Annotated in this window: 17 protein-coding genes and 1 riboswitch; of the genes, 3 read left to right on the forward strand and 14 right to left on the reverse strand. The window is 62.5% G+C overall.

What is annotated here, in order from left to right; all coding sequences use genetic code 11:
• Window positions 1–89 precede the first annotated feature (89 nt).
• Both QRN36_RS16945 and QRN36_RS16950 read left to right on the forward strand, forming a co-directional pair.
• The gene (locus QRN36_RS16945) at window positions 90–680 is read left to right on the forward strand and encodes a TetR/AcrR family transcriptional regulator (RefSeq protein WP_285425109.1); all 591 of its coding nucleotides are present in this window, start codon (window positions 90–92) and stop codon (window positions 678–680) included.
• Window positions 681–789: 109 nt separating this feature from the next.
• Window positions 790–1467: a type 1 glutamine amidotransferase domain-containing protein gene (locus QRN36_RS16950; protein WP_285425110.1), complete on the forward strand. Its 678-nt coding sequence runs from the start codon at window positions 790–792 to the stop codon at window positions 1465–1467.
• An 80-nt stretch (window positions 1468–1547) separates the two neighbouring features.
• Here the strand turns inward: QRN36_RS16950 and QRN36_RS16955 are convergent, their stop codons facing one another.
• From QRN36_RS16955 to cobO, 10 genes are all read right to left on the reverse strand, one after another.
• A complete protein-coding gene (locus QRN36_RS16955) occupies window positions 1548–2285 on the reverse strand; it encodes an adenosylcobinamide-GDP ribazoletransferase (protein ID WP_285425111.1) in 738 nt (245 codons plus the stop codon).
• Complete coding sequence (cobC, locus tag QRN36_RS16960) at window positions 2286–2858, reverse strand: alpha-ribazole phosphatase family protein (RefSeq protein WP_285425112.1); 573 nt, start codon at window positions 2856–2858, stop codon at window positions 2286–2288. It abuts the gene before it with no gap.
• Window positions 2855–3907, reverse strand: a complete 1053-nt coding sequence (gene cobT / locus QRN36_RS16965; protein ID WP_285425113.1) for a nicotinate-nucleotide--dimethylbenzimidazole phosphoribosyltransferase — start codon at window positions 3905–3907, stop codon at window positions 2855–2857. The genes cobC and cobT overlap by 4 nt, the downstream gene beginning before the upstream one ends.
• On the reverse strand, window positions 3904–4425 hold the full coding sequence (gene cobU, locus QRN36_RS16970) for a bifunctional adenosylcobinamide kinase/adenosylcobinamide-phosphate guanylyltransferase (protein WP_285425114.1): 522 nt from the start codon (window positions 4423–4425) through the stop codon (window positions 3904–3906). Before cobU ends, cobT begins: the two co-directional genes overlap by 4 nt.
• Window positions 4425–5903, reverse strand: coding sequence for a cobyric acid synthase (locus QRN36_RS16975; RefSeq protein ID WP_285425115.1), 1479 nt, complete (start codon window positions 5901–5903; stop codon window positions 4425–4427). The genes cobU and QRN36_RS16975 overlap by 1 nt, the downstream gene beginning before the upstream one ends.
• Window positions 5893–6891, reverse strand: coding sequence for a threonine-phosphate decarboxylase CobD (gene cobD / locus QRN36_RS16980; protein WP_285425116.1), 999 nt, complete (start codon window positions 6889–6891; stop codon window positions 5893–5895). The genes QRN36_RS16975 and cobD overlap by 11 nt, the downstream gene beginning before the upstream one ends.
• The gene (gene cbiB / locus QRN36_RS16985) at window positions 6884–7792 is read right to left on the reverse strand and encodes an adenosylcobinamide-phosphate synthase CbiB (RefSeq protein WP_285425117.1); all 909 of its coding nucleotides are present in this window, start codon (window positions 7790–7792) and stop codon (window positions 6884–6886) included. Before cbiB ends, cobD begins: the two co-directional genes overlap by 8 nt.
• Complete coding sequence (gene bluB / locus QRN36_RS16990; RefSeq protein WP_285425118.1) at window positions 7789–8439, reverse strand: 5,6-dimethylbenzimidazole synthase; 651 nt, start codon at window positions 8437–8439, stop codon at window positions 7789–7791. Before bluB ends, cbiB begins: the two co-directional genes overlap by 4 nt.
• Window positions 8440–8619: 180 nt before the next feature.
• Entirely contained in the window at window positions 8620–9921 is a 1302-nt protein-coding gene (locus QRN36_RS16995) for a cobyrinate a,c-diamide synthase (RefSeq protein WP_285425119.1), read from the reverse strand.
• Window positions 9918–10529, reverse strand: coding sequence for a cob(I)yrinic acid a,c-diamide adenosyltransferase (gene cobO, locus QRN36_RS17000; RefSeq protein WP_285425120.1), 612 nt, complete (start codon window positions 10527–10529; stop codon window positions 9918–9920). The genes QRN36_RS16995 and cobO overlap by 4 nt, the downstream gene beginning before the upstream one ends.
• Window positions 10530–10641: 112 nt before the next feature.
• A riboswitch (cobalamin riboswitch) is annotated at window positions 10642–10877 on the reverse strand.
• A 123-nt stretch (window positions 10878–11000) separates the two neighbouring features.
• Here cobO and QRN36_RS17005 point away from each other — a divergent pair.
• Window positions 11001–12338 carry a sorbosone dehydrogenase family protein gene (locus QRN36_RS17005; RefSeq protein WP_285425121.1) on the forward strand — a complete coding sequence of 446 codons (1338 nt, stop codon included), beginning with the start codon at window positions 11001–11003 and terminating at the stop codon, window positions 12336–12338.
• A 180-nt stretch (window positions 12339–12518) separates the two neighbouring features.
• On the opposite strand, the gene QRN36_RS17010 is transcribed toward QRN36_RS17005, so the two are convergent.
• The 4 genes from QRN36_RS17010 to hda all read right to left on the reverse strand — a co-directional run bounded on the left by QRN36_RS17010 (window position 12519) and on the right by hda (window position 15406).
• A complete protein-coding gene (locus QRN36_RS17010; protein ID WP_285425122.1) occupies window positions 12519–13055 on the reverse strand; it encodes a C40 family peptidase in 537 nt (178 codons plus the stop codon).
• A 108-nt stretch (window positions 13056–13163) separates the two neighbouring features.
• Entirely contained in the window at window positions 13164–13853 is a 690-nt protein-coding gene (locus tag QRN36_RS17015) for a C40 family peptidase (protein WP_285425123.1), read from the reverse strand.
• Between the two features lie 66 nt (window positions 13854–13919).
• Complete coding sequence (locus QRN36_RS17020; protein ID WP_285425124.1) at window positions 13920–14705, reverse strand: NAD-dependent deacylase; 786 nt, start codon at window positions 14703–14705, stop codon at window positions 13920–13922.
• Complete coding sequence (gene hda / locus QRN36_RS17025) at window positions 14702–15406, reverse strand: DnaA regulatory inactivator Hda (RefSeq protein ID WP_093460782.1); 705 nt, start codon at window positions 15404–15406, stop codon at window positions 14702–14704. Before hda ends, QRN36_RS17020 begins: the two co-directional genes overlap by 4 nt.
• Window positions 15407–15549: the final 143 nt, after the last annotated feature.

The raw sequence follows: 15549 nt of genomic DNA on the forward strand, positions 1-15549 counted from the left end.
CCTTGCGGATATGACATTGCTGGCATTTGCAGCAGACCCTAAGATCACTTCACCCACTAGACGACTGGTCTACTTAACAGTGATCAACCATGAATACTCAAACAGATGTAAAACAGCGAATCCTCGACACCGCAGGTTCGATCATCGGTAAAAAAGGATTCTCGGCAGTTGGTCTTAATGAAATCCTTCAAACCGTCAAAGTACCGAAGGGTTCTTTCTATCACTACTTCAGTTCCAAAGATGCTTTTGGTGAAGCGTTACTTGAGTCTTACTTCTCAGGTTACCTGGCGGAAATGGACGATATCTTTCTGAATCCGGAAGCGTCGGAATATCAGAAGCTGATCAACTACTGGCAGGGCTGGATTCATAATCAGACCAGCCAGCAGTTCTTCGGGAAGTGCCTGGCGGTCAAGCTCGGCGCCGAGGTCGCCGACCTGTCCGAGTCCATGCGCCAGGCGCTGGACAGAGGCACGGCGCAGATCATTCAGCGCCTGAGCGCGGCGATGCTGCGAGGGCAGCAAGAGGGTTCGGTGAACCTACCGGACACACCGGAAAAGGTGGCGCTGATGCTGTACGAACTGTGGCTGGGCGCCAGCATCATGGTGAAGATAACGCGCAGCGCCGTGCCGTTCGAACACACGATGTCGGCCACTCGGCAGATATTGAAGCCGTTGCAGTAACACCGAATATATTCATGTTTCACCGTCACCCGCTGTTCTTGAACAAGAACAGCGCAGGACAGGCTTTACCGCTTCATTCAATCATTCTCTATATAACGAGGTAACAACGATGAAGATTCTCATGGTGCTGACATCCCACGATCAATTGGGCAATACCGGTAAAAAGACCGGGTTCTGGCTGGAAGAACTGGCCGCGCCTTATTACGTTTTCAAAGACAGCGGCCATCAGGTCGTGCTGGCTTCTCCCAAAGGCGGGCAACCACCGCTGGATCCGAAGAGCAACGAGCCGGATTTCCAGACCGATGCGACTCACCGCTTCGAAGCGGACAGCGAAGCCACTGCGCAGCTCAAGAGCACGTTGAGCCTGAAGGACGTTCGCGCCGAGGAGTTCGACGCAGTCTTCTACCCAGGCGGACACGGCCCGTTGTGGGATCTGGCCGAGGACGCGTTCTCCATCGCACTGATCGAAAACACCCTGGCCGCAGGCAAACCTCTGGCCGCCGTGTGCCATGCACCGGGCGTGTTCCGTAACGTCAAGGCCGCCGACGGTCAGCCGCTGGTGGCGGGCAAGTCGGTTACCGGGTTCACCAACAGTGAAGAAGACGCGGTCGGCCTGACCGATGTGGTGCCGTTCCTGGTCGAGGACATGCTCAAGGAAAAAGGCGGCAAGTACTCCAAGGGCGCGGACTGGTCTTCGTACGTGGTGGAAGACGGCCTGCTGATTACCGGCCAGAACCCTGGCTCATCGGAAGCGGCCGCCAAGGCACTCGTGGCTCGACTGAAATAACGATGACCTGTATCAGCACGGCTTGCCAACGTTCATGCAATTGATGAATCGGCTCGGCAAGCCGGATTGATCCGGGATGCTCAGGCGCTCATCAGCGCAAGCGCGACGATCACCAGGGTTTCCAGCAATTCAAGCATGGCTCCCGCCGTATCGCCCGTGCTGCCGCCCAGACGTTTGATCATCATCCGACGCAGCCAGAAGAATCCGCCTACCGCAAGCAACAGCGCCCAGACACCCGCAACGCCCCCTGACAGCACACACACTACAGCGGTCAGCAGCAACGCCTGCACCGCAGGTTTGCGTGGCAGATGATCCGCCAGCGCCTGGCCCAGACCGCCAGCGCGTACATACGGCGTGCTCAGAAACAATCCCAGCATGGCTGCACGCCCGATGACCGGTGCCAGTAACAGACCAACCCCGTGATGAGCGTCGATCAACGCCAGCAACGCCGTGAACTTCAACAGCAGCACGACCGCCAGCGTCACCACCGCAACGGGGCCGCTGCGCGGATCCTTCATGATGGTGAGCGTGCGTTCACGGTCGCCGAAACCGCCCAGCCAGGCGTCCGCGCTGTCAGCCAGGCCGTCCAGATGCAGGCCGCCACTGAGCAGCACCCACGCGCCCAGCAGCAATGCGCCATGCAGGGGTGTCGGCGCGCCGTCGAGCAATGCGTTCAGCGCCATGAGTATCGAGCCGAACACCAGCCCGACCACCGGATAGAACAGCAGCGAACGGCCAAGCTGCTTCGGTGCAGGCATGCCCGGCAGGCGAATCGGCAGACTGCTGAGAAATTGCAGGGCGATCCAGAAAGGAAGCATTTATACCTCCGTCAACCCATAGTCTTCGCCGACGTCCACGCTGAACAGAGCACCATGGCCGACGATCACTTGAAGCAACTGCTCCCGTGGCAGGCCGCGCGCTTGCGCCAGCAGCAGCCGCATCACGCCACCGTGGCTGATCACCAGGATTCGCTCACCGTCGTGGTTGCGTTGTAACCGTCGAACCGCGCCGAACACGCGGGCGGCAAACGCCTGGACCGGCTCGCCGTTAGGCGGCGTGAAGGTGTAGGGATTTTCCCAGAAGCGGCCAAGCCCTTCGGCGTCGGTTTCCATCAACTGCGCCGTGCCCTGCCCTTCCCAGTCGCCGAAGTGCAGCTCCTTGAGATCGGCGTCCAGCGTCAAGGGCAGCGACAGTCGCGTCGACAGCTCGTCCGCGAAACGCGCGCAACGTTGCAGCGGTGAACTGACGATGCGGTCCCACGGCCCACGACCCTCGACCGAAGTGCGCAGTTGCTGCCAGCCCGACTCGGTCAGCGCATCGTCCAGACTGCCCCGTAATCCGCCGCCGGCTTCTGTTTCGCCGTGGCGCAACACGTCCAGACGCAGGGTCATGCCGGGCGATCCGCCACAGCCGCTTCGGCGAACGTCGCCATGCCGTTGTGCAGTTCGCACGCCATTCGCAACAGCGGCACGGCGAGCGCGGCGCCGCTGCCTTCGCCCAGGCGCAGGCCAAGTTCCAGCAACGGTTCGGCGTGCAGGGCCTCCAGCACGTGGCGATGACCCGGTTCTGCGCCACGATGGCCGAAGAACAGCCACTCACGGCAGGAAGAATTGATGCGCACCGCCACCAGCGCGGCAACCGTGCAAATGAAACCGTCTACCAGCGCGGCAATGCCTTGCTGCGCGCACGCCAGGTACGCGCCAACCAGCGCCGCCACTTCGAAACCGCCCAGCGCGCGCAGGCTTCCCAGAGGATCCTGTGCGTGTGCCGCGTGCAGTTGCAGCGCTTGCTCGATGACCCGGACCTTGTGGCTGATGCCTTGCGCATCGAGCCCGGTCCCTGGGCCGACCAATAGCGAGGCCGGGCACTCCAGCAACGAACAGGCCACGGCGCTGGCGGCGGTGGTATTGCCGATGCCCATTTCCCCGCCGATGAACAACTGGCAACCCTTCGCGCTCGCGCGCAGCACGCTGTCGCGACCGGCCTGCAGGGCACGCTCCAGTTGATCCTGAGTCATCGCCTCGGTCTGGGCGAAATTGGCCGTGCCGGCGCCTAAGTTCAGGTGCAAGACGCCCGGCAGATCCAGCGGCGCTACAGTGCCGAGATCGACCACGTCCAGATGCGCGGACAGTTGTCGGGCCAGCACGCTGATTGCCGCGCCGCCCATGATGAAGTTGTGCAGCATCTGGCCGGTGACAGCCTGCGGATAGGCCGACACCCCTTCGGCGACCACGCCATGGTCACCGGCGAAGATCGCGATCCAGACGTCCTCCACGGTCGGTTGCTCCCGCCCCTGCAGACCGGCAAGACGTACCGCCACCGCTTCCAACTGGCCCAGAGAGCCAGCGGGCTTGGTCAATTGCTGCTGACGGGCCAGCGCTTGATCGCGGCTTTCGCGATTGACTTCACGTGCAGGCGCGAGCCACCAGGCATTACTCATAGTGCGGGTCCTTTCAAGGTCATGGGCAGACCGGCAACCGTGAACACCACGCGCTGGCATTGCTCGGCCAGCGCCTGATGCAGCCAGCCGGCTTCATCGACATAACGACGTGTCAGCTCGCCGAGTGGCACGACGCCAAGCCCGGTCTCGTTGCTGACAAAAATGATTTCGCCAGGCAGATTCGCCAGGCCGTTGAGTAAGGCGTCGCGCTCCTGAACCAGGCGCTGCGGATCGTCGAGCATCAGCAGGTTGGTCAGCCACAGGGTCAGGCAGTCCACCAGCAGGCAGCGATCCGGCGCGGCGTTGTCTCTCAATACGCGCGCCAGCTCGACCGGCTCCTCGATCAATCCCCATGAATCCGGGCGCCGCTGCCGGTGCAGCGCAACACGCTGATTCATTTCACCGTCCAGTGGCTGACTGGTGGCGATGTACACGACCTGGAGCGCGCTTTGGCTGGCGAGTTTTTCCGCCAGCCGGCTTTTTCCGGAACGTGCGCCGCCGAGAATCAATTGCAGCATCAGGGTTGCTCCACGCCACAGAGTTCACGCAGCAACCTGCCGTCCAGGTGTTTCTCGACCAGATCGGCGAGGCGCTCGATATCCCGCTCGCGCAACGCGTGATAGTCGACCTGTTGCACGTTCTGCAAACCGGCCCAACGCAACAGCGCGCTGCTGGAGGCCGGCTGTTCGAACAATCCGTGCAGATAGGTGCCGAGCACCTGACCGTCAACACTCTGCGCGCCGTCGCAGCGACCATCGCCAAGCTGCACCAGCGGACGTTCCAGCGCCGCGCCCGTGGTGACGCCCGCATGGATCTCATAACCGCTGACCTGCGCATCCTCCAGCATCAGTCGGCCTTGCACGTTGCGCAGTTGCTTTTCCCGCTCCAGCACTGTGCTCATCGCCAGCAGCCCGAGCCCCGGGCTCGACCCCGCTGCGCCTTCCAGCCCGAGGGGATCATGGATCTCTTCACCGAGCATCTGCAGGCCGCCGCAGATCCCGAGCACCTTGCCGCCGTAACGCAAATGGCGGCTGATGGCAGTGTCCCAGCCATTGCTGCGCAGATAGCTCAGATCGCTGCGCACGCTTTTCGAGCCGGGCAGGATGATCAGATCGGCGGGCGGAATCGGCTGTCCAGGCCCGACGAATTGAAGATTGACCTGCGGATGCAGACGCAGCGGGTCGAAATCGGTGTGGTTGCTGATGCGCGGCAACACCGGTACGACCACGTTGAGCACCTGTTCGGCCTTGTCGGTCTGGCGCTGATCGAGGCCGTCTTCGGCTTCGAGGTGAAGGTCCATCACGTAGGGCAACACGCCGACCACCGGTTTGCCGGTGCGCTGTTCGAGCCAGTCCAGGCCTGGCTGAAGCAGCGCGATGTCGCCGCGAAAACGGTTGATGATGAAGCCTTTCACCCGCGCCTGCTCGCTGGGCGAGAGCAACTCCAGGGTGCCGACGAGGTGGGCGAAAACGCCGCCTCGATTGATGTCGGCGATCAGCAGAACCGGACAGTCCACGGCTTCGGCGAACCCCATGTTGGCGATGTCACCGGCGCGCAGATTGATTTCCGCAGGCGATCCGGCACCTTCCACGATGACCACTGGCCAATGGGCGCTCAGACGCCGGTGCGAAGCCAGCACCGCTTGCATCGCGATGGCTTTGTAATCGTGATACGCCACAGCGTTCATCGTGGTCACGGCGCGGCCATGAATGATCACTTGCGCGCCGGTGTCGCTGTTGGGTTTGAGCAGCACGGGGTTCATGTCGGTGTGCGGTTCCAGCCCGCACGCCTGGGCTTGTACCGCCTGGGCGCGGCCGATCTCGCCGCCGTCGGCAGTCACCGCACTGTTGAGCGCCATGTTCTGCGGTTTGAACGGCACGGTGCGTACGCCCTGCCGGGTCAGCCAGCGACATAATGCAGTCACCAGCGTGCTTTTGCCGGCGTCCGACGTGGTGCCCTGAACCATCAGGGTGTTGCCGGCTGGCTCAGTGATCATGCACGCCCCCGGCGAATTCGCTGAGCGCCTGCTCCAGTCGCTGCCAGTCGGCCTCTTCGCGCGGCAGGCCGAAACGCAGGCTGCTGTTGTGAAGAAAGATACGCAGCAGAATGCCGCGTTGAGCGCAGAACTCGTGCAGCTCGGCAGCCAATGGCGTGACCAGCCACTGAAACAGCGCGCAGCCGCCATGGGGCGTCAGACCCTGTCGGCTCAGCAGCTCGACCAGACGCTGACTGGCCTGCGCAGTGCGCTCACGCTGCAGCCGGTGCCCCTCGACGTCCGCCAGGCACGCCTGACCGAGAATCCGTGTCGGGCCGCTGACGGACCACGGGCCGATCTGCCTGGCGAGCACTTTCAGAAAACGCGACTCGGCCAGCACGAACCCCAGACGTACGCCCGCCAGCCCGAAAAATTTGCCGAACGAGCGCAGTACGATCAGACCCGGCCGCTGGCTGTGCGCAGCGAGGCTCGCATCAGGCGTGTTGTCCATGAATGCCTCGTCCACCACCAGCCAGGCGCCGCGCTGGGCCAACCGGGCATGCCAGTCGAGCAAGCGCTCCGGAGTCAGGCTCAGGCCCGTGGGGTTGTTCGGGTTGACCACCACCAGCACGTCGAGACTGTCGATGAAGCGCTCGACCTCATGTTCCAACACTTCGCGCACCAGAAACCCGCTGCTGCGCCACGCTTCGGCATGCTCGGCATAACACGGCGACAGCACGCCGACCTTGCCCGCCTGACGCAACCGCGGCAGCGCCTGAATCGCTGCCTGCGACCCGGCCACCGGCAGCACGTCGGGGGCGCCGTAGTAAGCGCACGCTGCCGCTTCCAGCCCATCGTCGGTTTCCGGCAGACGCGCCCAGGCCTGCGTCGGTATCGCCGGGATCGGCCATGACCACGGCGAGATGCCGCTGGAGAGGTCGAGCCAGTCCGCTTCATCGATGCCGTATTTCTGCACCGCCCCTCGCAATCGACCGCCGTGCTCAAGCATAGAATTCAGTCCCCAGGCACAAGACCAGCAACCACAGCCAGACCCCACGCTGCACCAGCTGCCAGCCCCGATCGATGGAATCAGCATCGGCAGGCGCGCCCTCGCCCAATTGCGGACGCTGATGCAACTCGCCGTGATAGATCGCCGCACCGCCCAGTTCAACGCCGAGCGCGCCGGCTCCAGCGGCCATCACCGGCCCTGCGTTCGGGCTGTCCCACTTGGGCCCCTGCGTACGCCAGCAGCGCAAGGCGAGTCGGGTTTTGCCGAGCAATGCGTAGGTCAACGCCACGAGACGCGCCGGAATGTAGTTAAGCAGATCGTCGATTTTTGCCGAGGCCCAACCGAAGCGCTCGAACCGTTCGTTGCGATAGCCCCACATGGCGTCGAGCGTGTTGCACAGCCGGTACAGCACGACGCCCGGCGCGCCCAGTACGACGAACCAGAAAATGGCAGCGAACACTGCGTCACTGCCGTTTTCCAGCACGGATTCGGTGGCCGCACGGGCGACCTCGGTGGCGTCCAGCTCTGAAGTCTGGCGGCTGACCAGAAACCCCACTCGACGACGGGCTTCTTCCAGATCATTGCCGCGCAGCGCCTGCGCGACCGGGCCGACATGCTCCCCCAGACTGCGCAACCCCAGCGCGCAATACAGCGCGAGGACCTCGACCAGCCAGCCGATGTAAGGCAGCCAGCTCAAGAGGGTGATCAGCAGGGTCAGCGGCACGACCGCGATGAACCAGGCGGTGACGCCATGACTGCGCCAGCCTCGGCCGCCTGCGTTGAAACGTTGCTCGATGCGCTCGGCATATCGGCCGAACGCCACCAGCGGGTGGTTTCGTTTTGGCTCGCCAAGCAGCGCATCCAGCGCAACGCCCGCGACGCTCAATAACGCCACACTCATTGACTCACTCCCCATTTGTTTTGGTAAACCAGCTCGTGCAACGGCCGCGCCCGCGCCCAGCCTTCCAGCACCAGCATTGGCGCGGGATAGAATTCCTTGACCGGCCCCAGGCACAGAATCGCCAAGGGTTTTGAACCGGTTGGCATGTGCAGCAGATCGGCCAGCGCATGGGGCTCGAACAACGAGACCCAGCCCATGCCCAGACCCTCGGCCCGCGCGGCGAGCCACAGGTTCTGAATCGCGCAGGACAACGACGCCATGTCCATTTCCGGCAGGGTCCTGCGACCAAAAATATGCTTGTCGCGATCATCCATCAGCGCGGCGACGAGCACTTCTGCGCAGTCTCCGATGCCCTCGACCTTGAGCTTCATGAAGTCATCGGACCGCTCGCCCAGCGCCTCGGCGGTGCGAACGCGCTCCTCTTCCACCTGCGCCTGAATCTGCGCACGCAGCGCGGGGTCGCTGATGCGGATGAACCGCCAAGGCTGCATCAGGCCGACACTCGGTGCCTGGTGAGCCGCTTCCAGCAGTCGCGCCAGCAACGCCGGCGCGACCTCGCCGCCGCAGAAATGACGCATGTCCCGCCGCTCGGCAATCGCACGGTAAACCGCTGCGCGTTCTTCGTCGCTGAAAGCCATATCAGTCATGACACGCCTCCGCAGCACGCAAAGACGCCGCTTTTCTGTAGGAGCGAGCTTGCTCGCGAAGGCTGCTCGGCAGGCGCTGGATGCGTGGCTGACTCACCAACCTCTTTGCGAGCAACCTCGCTCCCACAGGGACCGGTGATTCTGCCTTGGCGGGCGCGATGGGGATTGTGGGGGCGCGATTCATGGCAGGAACAGCGCCGCCATCGCCTGTGGATTGGACGGAAAATAGAAGTGCACGTAAGAGGCGGTCATCCGGCCGTCGCGATACACCGCTTCGGCACCGCGGCCGCCGTTGGGGCTGACGCCGCGCGCAATCGGTGTGAGTTCGGTGCTGGTCAGCGAATGATGATACGTGTGCCCGCGCAGCGTGCCTTCCGGCAGTTCGACCGCCTGCAACGCCAGCGCCGCAAGGCGTTTCTGCATGACCGCCTCGCCGTCGAGCAGACCGACCAGCTCGGCGCGCTGCCCTTCGACGTCGGTCAACGCATTGAGCAGGTACAACATGCCGCCGCATTCGGCCAGCAGCGGCTTGCCTGCCGCATGGTGTGCGCGAATGGCGTTGAGCATCGAAACGTTCTGCCCCAGGGCAACGTGATGCAGTTCCGGATAGCCGCCGGGCAGGTACAGGCTGTCGGCGCTCGGCAGGTGCTGATCGCGGATCGGCGAGAAAAATGACAACTCGGCCCCCATCGCCCGCAGCAGGTCGAGGCTGGCGCCGTAGGTGAACGCGAACGCTTCATCGTGGGCAACGGCGATGCGAACGCCCGCCAGCAAAGGTTGCGTCGGGGTGATATCAGGCGCCGAAAAGCTCACCGGGGGCGGCAGCGTTGCATCGCAGGTACTGGCCAGCGCATCGGCGGCGGCATCCAGACGCAGGTCGAGGTCGTTCAACTCGCTCGCCTGAACCAATCCCAGATGGCGGCTTGGCAGCTCGATCCCGGTCTCTCGCGACAACGCCCCGTACCAACGCAGGCCTTCCGTCAGGCTGCCTTCGAGCAGTTGCGCATGGCGCACAGTGCCGACCCGATTAGCCAGCACGCCGGCGAAAGGCAGGTCCGGTTGATAGCGGGCCAGCCCGAGCGCCAACGCGCCAAAGGTCTGAGCCATCGCCGTGCCATCGATGACACCGAGCACCGGCACACCAAACCGTCGCGCCAGGTCGGCGCTGGACGGCGTGCCATCAAACAGCCCCATGACGCCTTCGATGAGGATCAGGTCCGCCTCGGCGGCCGCTTCCCATAACAGGCGGCGACTTTCTTGCTCGCCCACCATCCACATGTCCAGCTGATACACCGGATGACCACTGGCGCGCTCGAGAATCATGGGGTCGAGAAAGTCGGGGCCGCATTTGAAGACGCGCACCTGGCGCCCCTGATTGCGATGCAACCGGGCAAGCGCTGCGGTGACAGTGGTCTTGCCCTGACCGGACGCAGGCGCTGCGATCAATACGGCCGGGCAGTGCCGGGGTTCACGCTCACTCACAATTCAATGCCCTTCTGCGCCTTGATGCCGGCCTGAAACGCATGCTTGACCACACCGATTTCCGACACCGTATCGGACAGATCGATGAGCTCCTGTTTCGCGCCCCGGCCGGTGATCACCACGTGTTGCATGGGCGGACGGGCTTGCAGGTCGCTCAGCACACGATCAAGGTCGAGGTATCCATGCTTCAGGGCGATGTTCAGCTCATCGAGAATCACCAGGCCGATGGTCGGGTCGCGAAGCATTTCCTGAGTCACTGCCCAGGCGGCCTCGGCAGCCGCGATGTCACGCTGGCGGTCCTGAGTCTCCCAAGTGAACCCCTCGCCCATCACGTGGTAGCGCACCTGCTCGGGAAAACGGCGGAAAAACAGCTCTTCGCCCGTGCTGTTACGACCCTTGATGAACTGCACCACGCCGCACTGCATGCCGTGGCCCATGGCGCGTGCGAGCATGCCGAAAGCGGAGCTGCTTTTGCCTTTGCCGTTGCCAGTCAGAACCAGCAACAGTCCGCATTCATTGGGTGCGCTGGCAATGCGCTCGTCCATCACTGCTTTTTTGCGCAGCATGCGCGCCAGGTGGCGTTCGTCACGTTCGGGGGATTCGCTCATCTCAGCTCTCCGCTTGAGGGCAGGTGTGGCAAACGGAGGGCGCAGGCAAAGACTGACAGCACGCGTCGTCACCTCGATGGGCACGCGCCTGCGCAGAGCATCGCCCTCCGTGATGCTGTTGAATGGATCAGGCCGGTCTCCGGACTCATGAGTGGCGACACACAATCTGTCGCCTCAAGCCGCGCGCCTTCCCATGTTCGCTGAACACAGTGGCATCGTGCGTGGCATTTGCTCATTTACCGTTGCGGAGGCAGCGCCGGGATAGAGCATGAAGGCGCTCGCACCGGCTTCCCTGTTTCACCCTGTCGACCGCAAGCGGCCCAAGGCACCTGAAACAATCGGCGAAGGTTAGAGGGTTGACTAAAGAGCGTCAATCGACTCGGCATCCGCCGGCCGGTTGAACCCCGCGCACAGGCGCGCCTCTACTCATAGACATGCGCTTGCATGACTGCCATGAAAGGGAGATCGATCATGTTCACGCTCAGGCCCCATGCTGTGGTTTTACTGATAGTTGCAGGCGGCCTCGCCGCTTGTGGCGAGTCGTCCCGATTGCAGGTGTCCGACGGGACGGGGCCATCACCCCGCCTGCCAGAGCCGAACAAGACCTTGATCCCCACCGTCAACATCGCCCCGGCCGTCGGCTGGCCAGCCGGTGCCAAGCCCGCCGCGGCACCCGGGACACAAGTGGCGGCGTTCGCGGAGAACCTTGATCACCCGCGCTGGCTCTACGTGCTGCCCAACGGTGACGTGCTGGTCGCCGAGACCAACGAGCCGCCCAAACCCGACGACGGCAAGGGCATCCGTGGCTGGGTGATGAAAAAAGTCATGGGCCGCGCAGGCGCAGGTGTCCCGAGTGCTAACCGAATCACCCTGTTGCGCGACAACGACCACGACGGCGTCGCGGAGACCCGCACTGTGTTCATCGATCATCTGAATTCACCATTCGGCATGACGCTGGTCGGCAACAATTTTTACGTGGCGGACACCGATCGCCTGCTGCGCTTCAACTATGTCCCCGGCGAGACATCGATCAAGGGCGAGCCGCTGAAAGTCACCGACCTGCCTGGGGGTACGCTGAATCATCACTGGACCAAAAACGTGATCGCCAGCAAAGACGGCAGCAAGCTGTACGTGACCGTTGGCTCCAACAGTAACGTGGCGGAAAACGGTCTGGACGCCGAAAAAGGCCGCGCAGCGATCTGGGAGGTGGATGCCGCGACGGGTAACCACCGGATTTTCGCCTCAGGATTGCGCAACCCCAACGGCATGGACTGGGAACCGCACACCGGCAAGCTGTGGACGGCAGTCAACGAACGTGACGAAATCGGCAGCGACCTGGTGCCCGACTACGTGACGTCGGTGCAGGACGGTGCGTTTTACGGCTGGCCGTTCAGTTACTACGGCCAGCATGTGGATGTGCGGGTCACGCCGCAGAATCCGGAGCTGGTGCAGAAGGCCATCGCGCCTGATTTCGCCGTCGGCCCGCACACAGCCTCGCTCGGCCTCGCGTTTGCTGACGGGAAATCCCTGCCCGCGCCGTTCAATGAAGGGCTGTTCGTCGGGCAACATGGCTCATGGAACCGCAAACCGCACAGTGGTTATAAAGTCCTGTTCGTTCCCTTCAAGGACGGCAAGCCGAGCGGTACACCGGTCGACCTGCTGACCGGCTTTCTCAACGCGGACGAAAAAGCGCAGGGCCGGCCGGTGGGAGTGGTCAACGACAATAAGGGCGGCGTGTTGGTGGCCGATGACGTCGGCAACAAGATCTGGCGCGTGACAGCCGCGCGCACGGCGCAGGCTTCCAATTGACATCAGACCTGTAGGAGCGCGCTTGCCCGCGATGGCGGTATGTCTGGACCGGAAATATCGACTGACACGCCGCAATCGCGGGCAAGCGCGCTCCTACAAGGCAGGCGGAGGGTCAGACACTTGAGTGTCACATGGCACACCGCGATCGCCAGCAAGCCGGCTCCCACAGGAATCGCGTAACTACTGGCGGGCGAGGTTCGAGGGCTGAATCACGCGCTTGGCATTGAGCCAGGCTTTCTGCCAATACGGCTTGTCGAGACTGTCCAGCTTGACCGTGCCGCCGGTGGCTGGCGCGTGCACGAAGCGCCCTTCTCCCACGTAAATCCCGGCATGGCTGACATTCGACCCGCCGCCGGTGGCGAAAAACACCAGATCGCCGGTCTGCAGCTCGCTGCGATCGATGTTTGGCCCGCGCAGATTGATCATGTCACGCGTCGAGCGTGGCAGCGTGATTCCCGCCGCGCCCTGATACACGTAGCCGATCAGGCCGCTGCAATCGAACCCCGAATCCGGCGTATTGCCGCCCCAGCGATACGGCGTGCCGACGAGCCCGATGGCACGTAGCAAAACGTCATCTGCAAGAGGAGAAGAAAACTGCGCGGGAGCGGAAACGACAGGCCTGGAAACGACCTTTGGAGGAGATGGCGGTGGATTGCTGGAACAAGCGGCCAGCAATGCAGCCATTGAAGCAACAGCCAGGCGAACCGTAAACGACATAAACACAACAACCTTTGCGGGATGCGGCTTACTTTGCCGGGAGCCGGCGTTGCGTGCAATCAGGGATTCCCCGGTTGCACGCCAAAGCAGGGGGTGCTGCGGCCCCTGCTACCGGTGTTGGCGCTTGATTGTAGTCGAGGTCATGGCGGTCGTGGTTTCTGGAACCTTGGAAGGTGCCATGGCCAGCGCGCGCTTGGCTTCGATGAACGTCCGGGCCCAGTAGGCGTCGTCAAGACTGTCTACACGGACACCGCCACTGCGACGACTGCTGGAGTGAATGAACTGATCATCCCCCAGGTAAATGCCCGCGTGGCTGACGCGACCGCGACCGGCCGTGCTGAAGAACAACAGATCGCCCGGCTTGAGGTCGTTGCGTTTGACCAGAGGCGCGTCGATGTTGATCATTTCACGAGAAGAACGAGGCAGGCTCATGCCGGCTTCTTCGCGGAACAGATAACCGATGAAACCGCTGCAGTCGAAACCGGAAGTGGTCGAGGTACCGCCGAAACGATAGCGGGTCCCTATCAGCGACTTGCCGCGTTCCAGGATGCTGTCGGCCAGAACCGGCAACTGGTACGGCTTGTTGTCGGAGAACTGGGCCAGCTCATCTTCGGTAGCGATCTCGTCGTCCAGCACGGAAGACGAATAATCAGCACGCTTGGCGGCGGTCTGTGCGGTTGCGGAGTCCTTGAATTGCGGGCTCTGCGACTGTTGTTGCGACGCTGGCATCTGGGCCGCGCAGCCGAACAACAGCGAAACGAGTGCGAGAGGCACGAGGGGTGCGAAGCGATTTAGCATGGGCACGACCGTGGCTAATATGTAAAGAAGCCGAGACTATGCCTTCTATCGTCATCATTTGCAAATTCAATCGAAACAAATGTGACTTACGATGTCCTCCATCACATCTAAGGCTCTACACCTCAGAAACGCATCCATGTGATCGGAGTGATCGGTGGGCGACGGGTTGATCTCGGCGGTAAAGCCTCCCGTGACCCTCGTGCGCAACATCGGCTCGTGAATATACGGGAAGCTGGCGGTGGTTCCAATGCTGAGTACAGCATCGAAGCCTTTTGCCATCTCTTCGTACAGCATTTTCAATGCCAGCTCTGGCAGCATTTCTTCGAACAAGACGACCGGCGGCCTCAGGACGCCGTGGCATTGCGCGCACAGCGGTGGCAGCGGTCGCTCTAGATGGGCACTCAGCTGCGGATCTTCCGCCCCGCAGGACTGGCAATACAGCGGTGCCATTTGCCCATGAATTTCGATAAGCCGTTCCGGTGGACTGCCCGCGGCACGATGATAACCGTCAACATTTTGTGTCAGCACCCAGCATTCGGGCTTGTACCGCTGCAATTGTGCGATGGCATAGTGCGCCGCATTGGGTTGCCCGGTCAGGCAAGCGCTGCCTAATTGGGCAATGTACTTCCAGCACAACGCAGGATCACGTCGCAGCATCGGCCCGGATAACGCCATTTCAATCGGCAGGCCGTCGTCGGTCTGGCCGTTATAAAGACCGCCGACACCCCGATAGGTCGGCAGACCGGAATCGGCGGATAACCCCGCGCCGGTGATGATCAGAATTCTTCTGGCGTGACGCAGAGCCGCTGCGGTTTGCAGCACGAGGGCTGGATCGACCGCCGTCTGGCTCACCAGCCAAGCGTCTCTTTAAGGAAAGGAATGGTCAACTTGCGCTGCGCTTGAAGCGAGGCCTGATCGAGCTGTTCGAGCAGGTCGAACAGCGCGCTCATGCTCCGCGTACCGCGGGTCAGGATAAAATGGCCGACTTCATCGGTCAGGTGCAGCCCACGCCGGGAGGCACGCAATTGCAGGGCGCGGAGCTTCTCTTCATCCGACAGCAGACGCATCTGGAACACCAGCGCCATGGTCAGTCGGGATTTGAGATCGGCCAGTTTGACCGGCAGTTCGCGAGGAGAACAGGACGCTGCGATCAGCAGGCGCCGGCCACTGTCGCGCAAGCGGTTGAACAGGTGAAACAGGGCTTCTTCCCACTCCGGCTTGCCGACCACGGCCTGCAGATCGTCCAGACAGACCAGTTCGTACTGCTCCAGATGGTCGAACAGCTCGACGCCTTCATCAATCACTTCAGCCATCGGCAGGTACACCGCTGGCTCGCCCAGTTGCTCAAAGCGCAGACACGCGGCCTGCAACAGGTGCGTGCGCCCTACTCCGTGCTTGCCCCAGAGATAGATGAGGCTTTCGGTCCACCCGGCGTCGGCTTCGCACAGCCGCTCGACGTAGCCGAGTGCAGCGGCATTGGCGCCTGGATAGTAATTGATGAAGGTGGCGTCATCACGCAGACGCACACTCAGGGGCAGCTGAACTGGTTTCATGCTGGCTGAACGGTTCATGACGAACCGCCAAGGGGCCTCTGTGTAAAGTCTGCAAAGTTTATACCCGCAGGCCGGGCCGCACAATGCGCCAGACCGCCTGCAAAATCAAAGGGTTGCGTCTGCACCCGGCCAGGCCGCGGATT

The sequence above is a fragment of the Pseudomonas sp. efr-133-TYG-103a genome, assembly GCF_030209235.1.
Lineage (GTDB): Bacteria > Pseudomonadota > Gammaproteobacteria > Pseudomonadales > Pseudomonadaceae > Aquipseudomonas.

Excerpts from the sequence above, each read along its gene's own strand:
- QRN36_RS16945 (WP_285425109.1), top strand. The coding sequence starts at position 90 with ATGAATACTCAAACAGATGTAAAACAGCGAATCCTCGACACCGCAGGT.
- QRN36_RS16950 (WP_285425110.1), top strand. The coding sequence starts at position 790 with ATGAAGATTCTCATGGTGCTGACATCCCACGATCAATTGGGCAATACC.
- QRN36_RS16955 (WP_285425111.1), bottom strand. The coding sequence starts at position 2,285 with ATGCTTCCTTTCTGGATCGCCCTGCAATTTCTCAGCAGTCTGCCGATT.
- cobC (WP_285425112.1), bottom strand. The coding sequence starts at position 2,858 with ATGACCCTGCGTCTGGACGTGTTGCGCCACGGCGAAACAGAAGCCGGC.
- cobT (WP_285425113.1), bottom strand. The coding sequence starts at position 3,907 with ATGAGTAATGCCTGGTGGCTCGCGCCTGCACGTGAAGTCAATCGCGAA.
- cobU (WP_285425114.1), bottom strand. The coding sequence starts at position 4,425 with ATGCTGCAATTGATTCTCGGCGGCGCACGTTCCGGAAAAAGCCGGCTG.
- QRN36_RS16975 (WP_285425115.1), bottom strand. The coding sequence starts at position 5,903 with ATGATCACTGAGCCAGCCGGCAACACCCTGATGGTTCAGGGCACCACG.
- cobD (WP_285425116.1), bottom strand. The coding sequence starts at position 6,891 with ATGCTTGAGCACGGCGGTCGATTGCGAGGGGCGGTGCAGAAATACGGC.
- cbiB (WP_285425117.1), bottom strand. The coding sequence starts at position 7,792 with ATGAGTGTGGCGTTATTGAGCGTCGCGGGCGTTGCGCTGGATGCGCTG.
- bluB (WP_285425118.1), bottom strand. The coding sequence starts at position 8,439 with ATGACTGATATGGCTTTCAGCGACGAAGAACGCGCAGCGGTTTACCGT.
- cobO (WP_285425120.1), bottom strand. The coding sequence starts at position 10,529 with ATGAGCGAATCCCCCGAACGTGACGAACGCCACCTGGCGCGCATGCTG.
- QRN36_RS17005 (WP_285425121.1), top strand. The coding sequence starts at position 11,001 with ATGTTCACGCTCAGGCCCCATGCTGTGGTTTTACTGATAGTTGCAGGC.
- QRN36_RS17010 (WP_285425122.1), bottom strand. The coding sequence starts at position 13,055 with ATGTCGTTTACGGTTCGCCTGGCTGTTGCTTCAATGGCTGCATTGCTG.
- QRN36_RS17015 (WP_285425123.1), bottom strand. The coding sequence starts at position 13,853 with ATGCTAAATCGCTTCGCACCCCTCGTGCCTCTCGCACTCGTTTCGCTG.
- hda (WP_093460782.1), bottom strand. The coding sequence starts at position 15,406 with ATGAAACCAGTTCAGCTGCCCCTGAGTGTGCGTCTGCGTGATGACGCC.